This window comes from Rhodocytophaga aerolata (assembly GCF_030503435.1).
Lineage (GTDB): Bacteria > Bacteroidota > Bacteroidia > Cytophagales > 172606-1 > Rhodocytophaga > Rhodocytophaga aerolata.
In genome coordinates this window covers 130,579-144,782 of sequence record NZ_JAUKPO010000008.1, presented here as the reverse complement: position 1 = coordinate 144,782, position 14,204 = coordinate 130,579, and the positions used below count along the sequence as shown (strand labels likewise).

The window sequence follows — 14,204 nt, the reverse complement described above, 5'->3', positions numbered from 1 at the left end:
ATTAGTGTATGGCAAAGAAGAAAGTATTAGTTATTGGTTCAGGGTTCGCCGGATTGGCTGCTGCCACCAGCCTTGCTGCTACAGGGCTATTTGAAGTAGAGGTGCTGGAAAAAAATGAAAGCCCAGGTGGCCGGGCCAGAGTGTTCAAAGACAAAGGTTTTACTTTTGATATGGGGCCTAGCTGGTATTGGATGCCTGATGTGTTTGATGCCTATTTTGACAAGTTTGGAAAGAAAACAGCGGACTATTATCAGCTGGTGCGCCTAGATCCTTCCTACCGGGTATTTTTTGGAAAAGATGACCTGCTGGATATTCCGGCCCGTATGACTGAGATTAATGCATTATTTGAGTCGCTGGAGCCAGGAAGCAGCAAGATGCTGGAGAAGTTTCTGGCCCAGGCCGCCTATAAATATCAGGTAGGAATTAACGATCTGGTATACAAGCCCAGCCGTTCGCTGACAGAGTTTATTGACCTGAAATTATTGGTAGATGTACTCCGGTTAGATGTATTTCAGTCTTTTTCAAGTCATATCCGCAAGTTTTTCCATCACAAAAAGATTCTGCAATTAATTGAGTTTCCCATTCTTTTTTTAGGAGCATTACCGGAAAATACACCTGCGCTATACAGCCTGATGAACTATGCTGATATAAGTTTAGGTACCTGGTATCCTATGGGAGGTATGCATCAGATTGTGGAAGGAATGGTTAAAGTTGCGGAGGAAAAAGGCGTAAAGTTCAGGTATGCCGAACCAGTAAGTAAAATTATAGTAGAGAATGGGCAGGCACGCCGGGTAGTTACCAGCAAGGGCCAATATGAAGCTGATATAGTGGTAGCCGGAGCCGATTACCACCATGTTGAATATGATTTGTTAACAAAAGATCTGCGGAACTATACAGAAGAGTATTGGGATAAACGGGTAATGGCTCCCTCTTCCCTTATCTTTTATCTGGGTGTCAACAAGCGGTTAAAGAACCTGCGCCATCACAACCTGTTCTTTGATGAAGATTTTAAAGATCATGCGAAGGAAATATACGAGAGTCCCCAATGGCCATCTAAACCCTTATTTTATGTGTCGGCTCCTTCCATAACCGACAGCAGTGTGGCTCCGGAAGGGTGTGAAAACTTATTCATTCTTATTCCGGTGGCTCCAGATTTACAAGATACTGCGGAAGTACGGGAAAAATACTATCAGATGGTGATGCAGCGATTGGAAAACCTGACGGGCCAATCTGTACAGGAACATGTGGTATTTAAGCGGAGTTATGCCCATGCAGATTTTAAGCAAGATTACCACGCCTTTAAAGGCAATGCATATGGCCTGGCTAATACGTTAATGCAAACAGCTATTTTAAAACCATCCCTGAAAAGCAAAAAGGTAAAAAACTTATATTTTACCGGGCAGCTTACGGTACCGGGGCCCGGTGTGCCTCCTTCACTCATTTCAGGGCAGGTAGTGGCTGGCGAAGTGCAAAAAGAATTTAGCTAATTCTTTCCATATTAAAACATATTTTCCAAATACTGGTTAATGAAATTAGCGACTTTCGAGTGCACCTGTAGTTAAGCCGTATACTTTAAACATCTACATTTCAGACCTAAGTAACCTTGCCTATGCTCTCTATGGATTTATACAACCAGACTACGCTTCAATGTAGTAAGCTCATTACACAGAACTACAGTACCTCTTTTACCTTAGGGATTAAAACGCTGGATAAGAAGTTTCACTTTCCAATCTATGCAATTTATGGATTTGTGCGGTATGCCGATGAAATAGTAGATACCTTTCATAACCACAATAAGAAAGAATTGCTGGATTGCTTCAAGAAAGACACGTATAAGGCCATAACAGATAAAATTAGTCTGAATCCGGTATTAAATTCCTTCCAGCTAGTTGTAAATGAGTATGATATTAGTCATGAGCTGATTGAAGCTTTTTTGAAGAGCATGGAAATGGATTTGTATTTTAGTGAATACAACTCCGGTGGCTATGAGGAATATATCTATGGGTCGGCGGAAGTGGTAGGGCTGATGTGCTTGTGTGTGTTTTGCGAAGGCAATAAAGAAGAATACGAAAAGTTAAAAGAACCCGCCCGCCGCCTAGGTGCTGCCTTCCAGAAAGTAAACTTCTTACGAGATATTAAAAGCGATTATTATGAAAGAGGCCGCATCTATTTTCCGGGAGTAAATTTTGAAGCCTTCAATGGAGATGCCAAAACCGCTATTGAGCAGGATATTCAGAATGATTTTGATGCTGCTTACGAGGGAATTATCCGGTTGCCAAATGGGGCCAAATGGGGCGTATACCTGGCCTATATGTATTATGTGTCGTTGTTCAACAAAATAAAAAGTCTACCTGCTTCTAAAGTCCTGCAAGAAAGAATCCGCGTACCAGACAACCAGAAACTAGCTATTCTTATTCAAACCTACTTCAAACATAAGCTGAATTTTATGTAGCGCATAAGTAGTTAAATTTCACTCTTCTTAGTTATTATTTCCCCACTAAATAGCCACACACTTTCGAGGATAAATCTCTCCTCTTTAAATAGGCCTATACTTTTGGGAAGTAATGAATAATTGATATGGCCATCTCCTATAACAGACATTTCTTGTCCGGCAATTGCATGAAAATCCAACGATAATTCTTCATACTTTCTGAAATTTGCTCTCTGATTATGAACTATGATGGTTCGCCATCGTGGATTCCCAGTCACTCCAACTTCATAATACTGAACTATAAGTTTTTTCTTTGAGTCTTTTATAGAAGTGTATATAATTCTATCTTGCTTGAAGATACCAATTTCCCCATAACCTAAAGCAGCAAAAAAAACAAAAAATAGGAATGTAATTGCCGCCACACTTATCACTAAAAGCCCTTCAAAAATTTTACCTTTAAATAAGCTCAATACCACTATTAAAAATACACAAACCATCAAAAATATTATAGCAGTTAAGGGTAATAAACCACTCATAAGCAACTGAGCTAATATACTTCTGGGTTCGATATTGCTCAAGATTGCAGGAGGGATACAACCTAAAATAAATATTACTACTAGTACTTTTATTGTGAAAGTGATTTTGTTTTCCACAATTATATTTTGACTAGGACAATAAGCATGTATGTTAGAATTAATGGCCTTGTACTATGCCAAATGTCAAAGAATACATGCATAAAATCTAACTAAAGTTCACTGCAAGTATATCTTTCATAGGCAAAGTGAGGAGATACCACAAAAATACTTACTAGAACTGTGGGTATCTGTAAAGGAAAATCTTAAAATGCATATGGCTATTCTCCACCAGCCACCTGCACACTATCGGTAGGCGATGTTTTGGCAACTGTAAGCAAAGTTTGCTCTGGATATAAAATAGGCTGTACATTTTTCAGATGGCCTAAACTATGGTTGGCAATATTGGTGAGCACAATAACTGTACTCTGGTCATGGCGGTTACGCATAAAATAACTCTTGTAGCCATGCCACCAGCCGCCATGATACACTACCGGTTGTCCGCAGTCAAGGGTTTTGAGTCGCCAGCCATAGCCATAATTTTCTTTTTTCATTTCTTTATTAGCCGGCTGAAAAGCTTCTTCCAGCGTGGTAGCTTTTACTATTTTGCCACTATACAAGGCGCGGTCCCATTTAAACATATCTTCTACCGTAGAATATACGCCTTTGTCGCCGGTAGCGCCATTGAGATAACTATTTGCGACTACGCGTCTGCCAGCTGTATAACCAACAGCTACTTTTTCAGTAAGCGCCGTATTATTCCCATTGAATACCCATGTATGCGTCATGCCCAAGGGTTTGAATACTTCCTTCTGCATAAAGTTTTCAAACTTCATTTTGGAAGCTTTTTCTACAATAGCTGCAAGTACAGAATAACCAGTGTTGCTGTAATCGTAGCGTTTATCAGGCAAATAATAAGGCTTAGGCTGATGCTTGGCCATCATTTTAATCACCTCCTGATTGTCCAGAAATTTCTTTCTGTCGGGCCAGAAGTCTTCACTAAAATAGGTATAATCAGGTAGACCAGAACGGTGCGTAAGTAGCATGCGTACGGTTATGCCTTTGTAAGGAAATTCAGGGTAATATTTCTGTACTTCATCATCATACGACAGCAGCCCTCTTTCCTTTAGAATCATCACAGCCATAGCCGTAAACTGTTTGGATACAGAGGCAAGCTGGAACGCCGTATTGGTTGTTAAACTATCTTTCTTGCGGAGATCGGCATAGCCAAAAGCGCCTTTGTAGATAATCTGTCCATGTTGAGCAATAAGCACGGTACCATTGAACCCTCTCTTTTTATGCATGCTATGAAAGAAAGTATCCAGCTGGTACGCTTTACTGGCAGCATCCGCCTGGTTAAACATCCGGTGAATACTATCGTTGTGCAACTGAAGGCTATCAGTTACGACAAATTTCTTTTCGCTGGAGTGGGATTCTGTACAGGCATACAAACTGGCACTAAGTAAACCTGCATATATACAACGGAGGAGAGTCTGCTTAATCACTTGTTAGAAAATTTATGATGGAGTAACGGCTATTTGCTTCAATAAATATACATAAAAGCAGAAAAATTAAATTATCCCGTAACCCAATGCTTACACTTTCAATTGCCTGAAAGATGTAACAATCCCATTAAAAAAGCAAGTTATCTCTATATCTGGCGTGAGATTTTTATTTTGAGAACCTTCGTACTGTCTGATAAAAATAGTGCAAAAAAAGACTCTTTTGTACTATTTACATGCCTGCCTCCGGAAGTACGTTTAGCATTTAGATAGAGGAGCCAGCATAATTTCTTTCGTTGTATACCATCAGTATATGAGTAAAAGCTAGTTTTTTCATGAAAGAGAGGGCATCAGTAGCCATACCTGGGCTATTCTTTCCTTTTTATTTCCTGGCTTTGGGACTATATATTCGCTTGCAGCCTTGTATTTTCGTAGCGGTCGTTCAGGCAAGTAAAGAACAGTCAGCAGAGAAGTTTGGCAAGCAACTAGCCAAAAGGAGCCTTCTGGTAAAAAAGCTAATTTCTGTAAGAAAAAGAAAGATTACTGCTAAGCGACGGATAATGGAAAGGAGCGAGGTAGCAATATTTTATTAGTATGCATTAAAGTTGCGTAACAACGGCATACACGCCTTTCACTACCTCTGCCATTTTTTTAAAATCCAGAGTGTCAATAGTGTCTGATTTTTTATGGTAATTGGGGTTTCTTAAAAAAGAAGTATCATTGATCATTACTGCCGGATACTTATATTTCCAGTAATTTCTGTGGTCAGAGAGGCCGGCTAATCCTTCCGAATTAGGAAAGGTAATGGATTGCACATCTATGGAGGAATGTTTCCGCATCAGCATTTGTACATTTTTTACAAAAGTCTCCTGCCCTTGTATGCCTACCACAATAATAAAATTGCCTTTGTTAGGATAAATTTTACTCAAAGCTGGATCAGGAAACTGTTGTGAATAAGGTTTATCTGAAAAGTATCCAATCATTTCATAGCAGATCATGGCTTTTACAGGAATCTGGTTATCGTGCAAGTATTTTGCATGGACTGCACTGCCCATTTGTTCGGTTGCGAAATAAGGAGGTTCTTCCAGGCTGTAGGCAACAAAATCTATCCGGTAGTTTAATACTGGTTTCTGGGCATGCAGCAAACGGGCAGTTTCCAGCAAGCCAGCAACCGCACTGGCATTATCGTCGGCTCCGGGCTGGTCGCCACATACATCATAATGAGCCCCTACAATTACCCGTTCACCATCTAACTTTCCAAAAGAAGCAATAATGTTTCTGTATGTTTTTCCATCTACTATAAACGTTTGCTCTTCCAGCTGGCAGTCCAGCTGACCAAACTGCTGGTGAATGTAGTCGGCTGCCTTGTTTAATGAGGCAAGATTTGCATAGTTTCTGGCTGGCTGGATTGTGGTTAGTACTTCCACATCTTTGTAAATCCTGTCCGGAGAAACGTCAAGGGTAGAGTTGCTCATAAATGTGGTATAAAACATCAGAATAGCTAACAAAACAGGTATCATCGCATGGTACGGAATAAATACAGATCAGGTATATAAAAAAAGCAGTTGCCAGGGATTTTCAACTCCACTCACCTGCTATAGATGCCTGATGGCTGGGATAGAATTTAGTTACTCAACTTGGCCCATGCGTTAAGTTAAAAGAAATCTGGTCGCCTTCCTGTATAGTATGCTGATCGGTAAACCCACCCACCACTTCTACCACATATAAGGCTTCTTTTTCAGAAGGATATGAATCTATGGAGTGCGGAGCGGCATATTTATGGATTTTTACAATTTCTTTGTTGGCATTCACAAAAATAATATCCAGTGGAATGTAGGTGTTTTTCATCCAGAAGCTTTGTTGCCCGGATCTTTCAAAAATAAAAAGCATGCCGGTAGAGTCTGGCAAACTGCGCCGGTCCATTAATCCGCGGTTTCTTTCTTCGGGCGTATCGGCTATTTCAATGGCTATTTGTTTAATTTTGCTGGCATCCGCACGTTTAATGAACGTTAACTGTCCTTCTATACGCTGGGAAGAAGTCTGCGGAAGTTGGGTACCTGTTGGGGTAGCAGGGCTATTGGCAGCTTTTTCAGAACCTCCGGAACCGAGCCATATACCCAGGCCCACCAATACAAGTACCAATCCAATCAGAACAAAGGGAAGTTTAGATTTCTTTTCTTTCATGTTATACAGATGTTGTACATACTTCTTACAAAGCATAACTCTGCAAAAAATGTTTTATTGGGTACGCCTTACAAAGCAAATATATAGGTATGAAAGAATATACGGATTAGAGGGTACAAAAAGAGTTTGAATAGATAAATTTACTATCCTTAGTCATTATAGGAAAACGATTCATCCAGATACCTTTTGTTCGCATTGCCCAGAATAAATTTTTCTACCGGATAGCCCTTATCATTATAGATATATTCATACGACATTTCCGGTTTGGAGGGAATATGATTGTAGGAGACTATTTTATAATGCACCACATTATTCCTGGAAGAGTTTACAGGACTTCCATGATATTGATTAGTTAGTTTGTAAAAGGGATTAGGCTTATTGTCATACGTATAGTAATCCTCTTCCAGCAGCACATGGCTCGATAGGTTATAGGCTTTTACTGAAGTTATATTTCCGTTTTCATACGTGTACACGCTGTAGTAAGATGGGCCGCCATTGTAAAAGGTAGTAGTAGCTTTGGTGATCAGGCTACCGGAATATTCATAAACGGTGGTGTGCAATCTGGAAAGAGTAGAATCTGTATCTTCCATCCAGTATTCCAGAGACTTTGTCAGGCCATTTTTGTAGGTAAATCTAACTTCAGCAAATTCATCATTAGTTGCACTTCTTTTAATTTTTACTAGCACACCATTCTCATAAATAAAATTTTCCTGGAAGTCAATCACATTATTTTGGGTATACCAGTCTTTTCTTAGCAGGTTGCCAGCCCGGTTATAGATGTATTTGATCTGATTAGACGTTTTATCAGAGAAGTAATAACGGCTGCTGGTAAGGGTATTCGGGGGAAGTTTATCTTCATCTGGGGTAGGTTCAATATCATCCAGAAGTGAACAGGAGGTGAATGCCAAGCAAATGAATGCCAGCAGAAATAGGGTAATACGTTTCATGGTTGTTTTCTAAGGGGTATTGCGACTATCTGTAAGACCACACATACAGGCAAAGGGTTGCAAGCTTATCGTAGAAAAAAATCAATCACTGGTTATTCTACCTATATATTTACCCTGCGGCTTCTTTATTGCTTTGATTGAGTGGAAATCTGGTTTTGCAGCAATTGCTCTGGTGTGTTAATGTTGGCAAACATTTGTGAATCAGGGCTTGAACCTTCAATCTGGATCTCTTTGTAAGGAAATTGCCGGATTACGTGCTGCATTTTCCTGGTGTTTTGTTGAAGCAGTTCTTCCATTTTGGGTAAGGTAGATTTGTGATAAAAGCCGCATAAAGGCTCAAATTGACCATTAACAGAAGGAACTACTATGCTGTAGTCATCTGCAAAAGCCAACAGCTGAACAAGCAGCTCAGGTTTAACATACGGCATATCGCAAGCCATGATCAGGTTATACTCTGTAGTACTATACTTCAATCCTGTATAAATTCCTCCCAACGGGCCGCTATCTGTGTAAATATCCGCATATACCGGCAGGCCCAGCTGATGATACGCATCCGTATTACTGATAATCATACTATGGGTACATACAGCTTGCAGCGTATCTATTACCCATGTCACCATAGCTCTGCCATTGAATGCTGCCATACCTTTGTCAAAACCCATTCTTGAGCTTTTGCCGCCTGCCAGAATTATTCCGGTAACCGGTTTACTTGCCTTTGCCATTGAATGTTATTTAGAAAGGATAATTTAAGTAAAATACCACAATGTTTACTGGAGCTTGGAGTAAAACCAGATTAATATAAAATCATTAGGTCTTTTTTCCTGTCGGTCTGGAAGGTAGATTCCCAGCCTAGTTCCTTCAGAATAAGTTTAAGTTGCTGCCTGACATTTTCGTGCGAGAGTTCGGGAAAGTCAGCCATATCAATAACTATTTCTCCATGCGTTTTATAATGATCGTTTCCTTTAATAATAGCTGTATTGAGCTTGTCGAGTACCGTATGGAAGGTATTAATAAAGAATTCGCGTTTAGAAATAACCGGTGAGTGCATAGTGGTAATAACAATGGTTGAAAATGTTAAGTTAACGTAAACTTGATAGCTAAAAAGAATCAGAAACTAAAAATCAGGAAAGTATCCCGCTTATGTTGAAATACTATTTGTACTGAAAAATTTGCCAACTTCCTCTTTTAAACGATGAGTAATGGTACGCATTTCTTCAGAATTCAATTTTCTTCTGATCTCAGTGTCGATACCCACCAGTTCACTTTTTTCCAAAGCAGTATACCAGTCGCCAGGATGGGGCAAGTCGCCGATTTTTCTGGGAACTACATGCATATGCAAATGAGCTACCGACTGGCCAGCCGCTTCTTTTTCCTGGATAGCCCAGTCGAAGGCATCTGTCAGAAATAAATGAGCTAATAGCCTGGCTACTTTTCTTCCCAGAATCATAAACTCAGCCAGCTCCTGGTCTGAAAGTTCAAACAGGCTTTCATAATGTTTTTTGGGTATGATTAAGGTATGGCCCGGTAAAATAGGAGCTATGTTATAGATAGCAGCAAAACTCTCTGTCTCTATAAAGTAATCTGCAGGTGTTTTTGTACAAAAGGGACAATTCATGGAGTATTCAACGTATGGCCTGGAGAGGTAGTTAGTTATTTGTTTTGTTTTGGCTACTTACGGGTTGAGTAGCTGGCTTTTGTGCATTACTTATAAGTTCATCCCAGGTCCAGGGTTCTTTTCTTCCGGCATGCTGTTCCCTGATTTTCTTTACACCTTCAGGCTTAATAAGTACCCAATCAATATACCCCTGCGACATTTTTGGAAAACTCCGCATGCATAAATCATAGCGGACATAGTTCAGCACAGAAGCAATCCATTCATCATCATTGGCTCCCATAGGGGGCATTATATCCGGATAGGTTTTGCCATCTACCGGACCTTTTAAGCCATGAAGCAGAATCTTAATCACGCTTTCTTTTTGTTCGATCAGCTTAAACTTACTTACCAAAGGCGGAGCAATATTGGTAGATAAACCTTGTCCTTCGCTGCCATGGCAACTGGCGCAAAGGGTTTGAAATATGGCTGCTCCTTTCATTACCATTCTGCGGTCAGCATCCTTTAAAGCTACTAAGTTTACCCCGTACTTTTTAGCTTCTTCATTCTTTTGTAAACTTGTCTGGATAGCAGCCATCCGCTGGTCGTCTGAACTATTGCTAAGCATAGAATCTGCCAGAGATTTAGTCTTTTTCTGCCCCTGACTATACAGGGATACTACCAGTTGCATACGCACATCGGTGTCTTGTTCTTCTGCCATGGATATGAGCTTCTCTACAAGCTCCCGATCATTCTGCTTTAAGTACGGTTCACTGATGCGGATAGCAGCTTTTCTTAACTGTGCATCTGGATCGTTTAAAATGTTTACTAACAGTTGCTTATCCGTGGCATCTAATCCTTCCAGCGTCCAGAGAGCATGCAATCTGGCTAAAAAGGAAGGTTTTGTTGAGAGTGGCCCTTTTTCTCCCAAACTAATTTGCCGCAAGGCCGGCACTACCGATTTGTCTCCCCGGAGAATGATTTCTTTCTGGGCATTGTCCCGCCACCAGCCATTGGGATGATCTAAGTAAGTGACTAACTTGGCCGTGGATTCATTTAACATCTGCGGCTTCGGCCCAGGTGCTATTCCTTCATAGACCAACCGGTAAATACGGCCATTCTTTATATTTTTCTCCAGGCCTTTGGTCATAATCTGGTCGTAGAGGTAACTGCCAGGCTGTGCCCAGGTAGATTCCTGAATAATTCCCCGGTACATATCTACTATATACAAGCAACCATCCGGGCCGGAATAAGTGTTTACGGGGCGGAAGTTCATATCAGTAGACGAAATAAACTCATCTTGCTGATAAGCATTTGTTAACATTTTTTTGCCTGCTTCATTTGTAATTTTAGCCCGCCGGATAAACCTTCCTACTGGCTCAGCCGCCAGGTAGTCGCCTACCATGGTCTGTGGAAGCCGGTCGCCGCGGAATACAGACTGCCCACAAACCGAAGTAAAGCTTTTTAGGGTGCTGTCGGCCCGCAAGGTTTTGGGTCCACCATTGACATCGGGTGTTTTAATTACAGGCCATACCTGGTGGAAGGTAGAATCATAGGCATCGTCAAAATCCAGCTGGCCATAGGCGGGATTAAGGTGAAACCCGGTGGCAGCCATGCCAGAGGCAGCCCGGCTAAAGAATAAACGGCCGTAATTGTCATGGGTAAGCCCCCATTGCCCGTTAGAGCCGCTCACCAGGGAATCGGACATTAAACGGCCCTGCTTGTACCGGAAACGTACCGGGTCAGTGGTGACATAAATCCAGTTATCCAGGTTCCAGTCCAGGCCGCTCCGCTGATGTTCTACATTACCATAGGCTTTATTTTCTGTTTGAAAAACAGGTCTTTTCTGGTCTGCTTTGCCATCTCCATTGCTGTCTTTATAAGCGTAAATGTCAAAGGTATTCGTTTCATTAACCAGCAGTTCATTGCCTATACACAGCATCATGCGGGGAGAGAGAAGTTTATCCAGAAACACCGAACTTTTGTCCATCCGGCCATCATTGTCTGTATCTTCCAGTAGCATGATGCGGCTGCGAGGTTCATTCTGGTCTTTGGCATCCACTGTTTGCATATAGGTTTCCAGCTGGGCTACATACATTCGTCCATTGCCATCCCAGGCGAGGGCCACCGGCTCAGAAATCATCGGCTCACTGGCGACTACTTCCAGGCGGTAGCCTTTGGGCAGGCGGAAAGTCTTCAGGCTTTCTTGCGGCGGTAAGGGAGTAGTGTTCGGCTGCTGGCTCACTATCCTTGGCGAGGAAAATGCCATTTCTTCCTTTACCATTTGAACACTGGCAGTAGAGTGGTTACCCCGTTCACTGCAAGACATGAGTAAAAATGTTAAAATGGCGAAGCTTGCTCTTATCCGCCCTTTACTTTTTATATAGCCAATGACCATACTGCGTCTGTATTTTGAGTTTAAGGTATACGATAGGAAGGATAATATCTAGTAAAAGGTAATAAAAAATCCATTTTGCCGGTGTATTGTGCCTTGGTATTGCTATGCACAAATAGCCCGCGGTTCCCTGGAATTATTCATAAAACAGACTGCTTCCGGATGAAATGCGAAAAATTTCTTTACCTGAAGAGCGGTATGCAGATGCCCCCTGGAGTGAAGAAGCATATTCTAAAAAGCTGTAAGGTTTACCTGCGTTTGAAAGGTTTATCAACAGCTAAGTAATAAATTGAATCCATTTCGTGGCATTAGTAAGCCTGCCAGCACCGGCACTAAGATTACGATGAAAGCATGGCAGGCCATATACAGCAAATCTATTTAACTGTATATGCGATACCGGGTGTATAAAACAATATATACTTATCTGTTTCCAGTCAATAGTTTTTTTGTTTTCCCTGTCTTCTTTCTACTGGTTACGGCAGGAGATAGTAATGTACGCAAACATACATTATGGCATGAGTTTGAATGGGCACATATGCGGGAACTTCCGGCCAGTATAGCCGGTTATCAAAGGCTCCGGGAGTTTGATGTGGTATTTCAGCAACAGCAGACCTATGAACCGGAAACTCAATACCAGCATACCTTTGTCATAGGAAAATATAACCCTTCACTAGGCCGCTTCGAACGGACACACTTACTTTCCAGAGTTAATCCTTTTACTGAATATGCCTTAGTAAAAGCAATTTCTGACCATTACCAGACAGATACTACCTACCTGGATGTGCTGCTTCGCAACCGGAAAAATAAACTGGAGACTGTAGTATTCCGTAAAGCTAAACCTGAAAGTTTACTAGCTGTTAAGGAAGAAGAGCGGGAAAGGGGGGAGTTTGTGATGTGGAAAAAAGAACGGATAGTGCTTAAAGATGGCCACATTTCTGCCAAACTAATTGAGCAATGGAATAAACCGTTGTTTGAGTAGATCTCGAATCTTGTATAGTATAGCTTTTACAGTGAATGATTAGCTAAGCAGAAACCTACCAGGTTTGAGGTTGAGTGTTAAGTGATTATTTGCTAAAAGAACTATAAGTAGAATTATTCATAAGAGCTGCCTTCCCTAAACTGGCGGACAGATAACTACTGATATATAAGGATTACCAAAGGGAATCTTTTAGTTTTTTCCAGAAAGAAGCAAATTTTGTTTTCTTCTCCTCCTGTTTACCCGGATCAGCAGCGGCAGGCTGATCTTCTGTTCTGGTTGCACGTATTTCTTCTTTTCCTGCGTTGGTAGCCTGCGTCTTTGCAAGAGTGGGAGTAAGTTGAGGGGCTTCAAATAAGCTGAGTGTTTTTTCAACGGTGTCTGGTGTTTCCAGGATCTGGGTGTCTGCACTGGCCTCAGTAGATTGCTCCTGGATATCGGGTTGTTTCGATTTAGGGAAATACATGCCAAAGCCTATTTCGGGTGTAGGCGAATCCCAGATCAGGTGTTTGTCGCCAGTTTTGGCAATTAGCAGCGGACTGGTATCCGGTACCTCGTCCACCTGGGTGCCCATCATTTCACTCAGGTTTTCGTTAAATCCGGTAGCAATAATTGTTACCTGGATGCTTTCTCCCAGAGACTGGTCAATGCCATGGCCGAATATTACGTCTTCTGCTTCTTTGCCTGCCTTAGTAATGATATAATCGGTAATCGTCATCAGTTCTTCTACCTGCAACTCGGCTTTTACGCCAGATACAATCGAGAGTAGTATTTTCTGGGCACCATGAATATCACGTTTATTGAGCAGGGGAGAAGACAATGCTTCTTCGGCAGCCCGCAAGGCCCGGTTTTCGCCCGATGTCTTTGCCGTTCCCATTACCGCTACTACCGAATTTTTAATGATCATTTTAATATCGGCAAAGTCCACATTTACATAGCCAGGAACGGTAATGATTTCAGCAATACTTTTAACGGCAGAAAGCATTACTTCATCGGCTCTGCGGAAGGCTTCGCTAATGGAGAGGTTTCCATAAATTTCCCGAAGTTTATCATTCAAAATTACAATAACGGCATCGCAGTTGGCTTTCAGGTATTCTATTCCCCAATAGGCTTGTTCTTTCTTTTTGCGGCCTTCAAAGCCAAAGGGAGAGGTAACAATGCCAATAGTGAGTACATCCCGTTCTTTAGCTACAGCTGCCAGCACAGGTGCTGCGCCGGTGCCAGTTCCGCCGCCCATGGCTGCGGTAATAAATACCATTTTGGTAGACGAATCAAATAGTTCGTAGATGTCTTCAATGGTTTCTTCAGCGGCCATTTTTCCCTTCTCCGGGTTGGAACCAGAACCCATTCCCTGGGCTATTTTGCTTCCCAGTTGCAACTTGTTTGGAACCGGACATTGGATGAGGGCTTTGGCATTGGTATGGCACACCACAAACTCTACATCCTTAATGCCTTGTTTGTACATAAAGCTTACTGCATTGCTTCCGCCCCCGCCTATACCTATTACCTTTATCAGCGGTTTTCTTTTGGCCGGTATGTCAAAAAAGTAAGCAGCGCCCTTCGTCATAGCACCTGCAATTTAACAAATTGGAAGATTTGAAAATCA

At 41.6% G+C, this 14,204-nt stretch carries 13 protein-coding genes; 3 read left to right on the top strand and 10 right to left on the bottom strand.

Annotated features, from left to right (window positions below; all coding sequences use genetic code 11):
* Nucleotides 1–8 precede the first annotated feature (8 nt).
* Nucleotides 9–1,487, top strand: coding sequence for a bifunctional phytoene desaturase/3,4-desaturase (gene crtID / locus Q0590_RS15890; RefSeq protein ID WP_302038556.1), 1,479 nt, complete (start codon nucleotides 9–11; stop codon nucleotides 1,485–1,487).
* 131 nt (nucleotides 1,488–1,618) lie between these two features.
* Nucleotides 1,619–2,452 (top strand): phytoene/squalene synthase family protein, encoded by an 834-nt coding sequence (locus Q0590_RS15885; protein ID WP_436714347.1) that lies wholly within the window; start codon nucleotides 1,619–1,621, stop codon nucleotides 2,450–2,452.
* Nucleotides 2,453–2,463: 11 nt separating this feature from the next.
* Here Q0590_RS15885 and Q0590_RS15880 read toward each other — a convergent pair whose 3' ends face one another.
* The 9 genes from Q0590_RS15880 to Q0590_RS15840 form a co-directional block, all read right to left on the bottom strand.
* A complete protein-coding gene (locus Q0590_RS15880; RefSeq protein ID WP_302038554.1) occupies nucleotides 2,464–3,084 on the bottom strand; it encodes a hypothetical protein in 621 nt (206 codons plus the stop codon).
* 200 nt (nucleotides 3,085–3,284) lie between these two features.
* The gene (locus Q0590_RS15875) at nucleotides 3,285–4,508 is read right to left on the bottom strand and encodes a serine hydrolase domain-containing protein (RefSeq protein WP_302038553.1); all 1,224 of its coding nucleotides are present in this window, start codon (nucleotides 4,506–4,508) and stop codon (nucleotides 3,285–3,287) included.
* Nucleotides 4,509–5,104: 596 nt separating this feature from the next.
* Entirely contained in the window at nucleotides 5,105–5,980 is an 876-nt protein-coding gene (locus Q0590_RS15870) for a M28 family peptidase (RefSeq protein ID WP_302038552.1), read from the bottom strand.
* Between the two features lie 157 nt (nucleotides 5,981–6,137).
* Nucleotides 6,138–6,689: a DUF192 domain-containing protein gene (locus Q0590_RS15865; protein ID WP_302038551.1), complete on the bottom strand. Its 552-nt coding sequence runs from the start codon at nucleotides 6,687–6,689 to the stop codon at nucleotides 6,138–6,140.
* Between the two features lie 149 nt (nucleotides 6,690–6,838).
* Complete coding sequence (locus Q0590_RS15860) at nucleotides 6,839–7,636, bottom strand: hypothetical protein (RefSeq protein WP_302038550.1); 798 nt, start codon at nucleotides 7,634–7,636, stop codon at nucleotides 6,839–6,841.
* A gap of 125 nt (nucleotides 7,637–7,761) precedes the next feature.
* Nucleotides 7,762–8,358, bottom strand: a complete 597-nt coding sequence (locus tag Q0590_RS15855; RefSeq protein ID WP_302038549.1) for a molybdenum cofactor guanylyltransferase — start codon at nucleotides 8,356–8,358, stop codon at nucleotides 7,762–7,764.
* A 71-nt stretch (nucleotides 8,359–8,429) separates the two neighbouring features.
* Nucleotides 8,430–8,684 carry a hypothetical protein gene (locus tag Q0590_RS15850; protein WP_302038548.1) on the bottom strand — a complete coding sequence of 85 codons (255 nt, stop codon included), beginning with the start codon at nucleotides 8,682–8,684 and terminating at the stop codon, nucleotides 8,430–8,432.
* Between the two features lie 90 nt (nucleotides 8,685–8,774).
* Nucleotides 8,775–9,251 carry an HIT family protein gene (locus Q0590_RS15845; RefSeq protein ID WP_302038547.1) on the bottom strand — a complete coding sequence of 159 codons (477 nt, stop codon included), beginning with the start codon at nucleotides 9,249–9,251 and terminating at the stop codon, nucleotides 8,775–8,777.
* A 31-nt stretch (nucleotides 9,252–9,282) separates the two neighbouring features.
* A complete protein-coding gene (locus tag Q0590_RS15840; RefSeq protein WP_302038546.1) occupies nucleotides 9,283–11,556 on the bottom strand; it encodes a DUF7133 domain-containing protein in 2,274 nt (757 codons plus the stop codon).
* Nucleotides 11,557–12,010: 454 nt separating this feature from the next.
* Between Q0590_RS15840 and Q0590_RS15835 the strand changes: the two genes are divergently transcribed.
* Nucleotides 12,011–12,601: a hypothetical protein gene (locus Q0590_RS15835; RefSeq protein WP_302038545.1), complete on the top strand. Its 591-nt coding sequence runs from the start codon at nucleotides 12,011–12,013 to the stop codon at nucleotides 12,599–12,601.
* Between the two features lie 172 nt (nucleotides 12,602–12,773).
* On the opposite strand, the gene ftsZ is transcribed toward Q0590_RS15835, so the two are convergent.
* Complete coding sequence (ftsZ, locus tag Q0590_RS15830; protein ID WP_302038544.1) at nucleotides 12,774–14,165, bottom strand: cell division protein FtsZ; 1,392 nt, start codon at nucleotides 14,163–14,165, stop codon at nucleotides 12,774–12,776.
* Nucleotides 14,166–14,204 lie beyond the last annotated feature (39 nt).

Bases quoted from the DNA above. Each gene is read 5' to 3' on its own strand.
- crtID (WP_302038556.1), top strand. From the start codon at position 9: ATGGCAAAGAAGAAAGTATTAGTTATTGGTTCAGGGTTCGCCGGATTG.
- Q0590_RS15885 (WP_436714347.1), top strand. From the start codon at position 1,619: ATGGATTTATACAACCAGACTACGCTTCAATGTAGTAAGCTCATTACA.
- Q0590_RS15870 (WP_302038552.1), bottom strand. From the start codon at position 5,980: ATGAGCAACTCTACCCTTGACGTTTCTCCGGACAGGATTTACAAAGAT.
- Q0590_RS15865 (WP_302038551.1), bottom strand. From the start codon at position 6,689: ATGAAAGAAAAGAAATCTAAACTTCCCTTTGTTCTGATTGGATTGGTA.
- Q0590_RS15860 (WP_302038550.1), bottom strand. From the start codon at position 7,636: ATGAAACGTATTACCCTATTTCTGCTGGCATTCATTTGCTTGGCATTC.
- Q0590_RS15855 (WP_302038549.1), bottom strand. From the start codon at position 8,358: ATGGCAAAGGCAAGTAAACCGGTTACCGGAATAATTCTGGCAGGCGGC.
- Q0590_RS15850 (WP_302038548.1), bottom strand. From the start codon at position 8,684: ATGCACTCACCGGTTATTTCTAAACGCGAATTCTTTATTAATACCTTC.
- Q0590_RS15845 (WP_302038547.1), bottom strand. From the start codon at position 9,251: ATGAATTGTCCCTTTTGTACAAAAACACCTGCAGATTACTTTATAGAG.
- Q0590_RS15840 (WP_302038546.1), bottom strand. From the start codon at position 11,556: ATGTCTTGCAGTGAACGGGGTAACCACTCTACTGCCAGTGTTCAAATG.
- Q0590_RS15835 (WP_302038545.1), top strand. From the start codon at position 12,011: ATGCGATACCGGGTGTATAAAACAATATATACTTATCTGTTTCCAGTC.
- ftsZ (WP_302038544.1), bottom strand. From the start codon at position 14,165: ATGACGAAGGGCGCTGCTTACTTTTTTGACATACCGGCCAAAAGAAAA.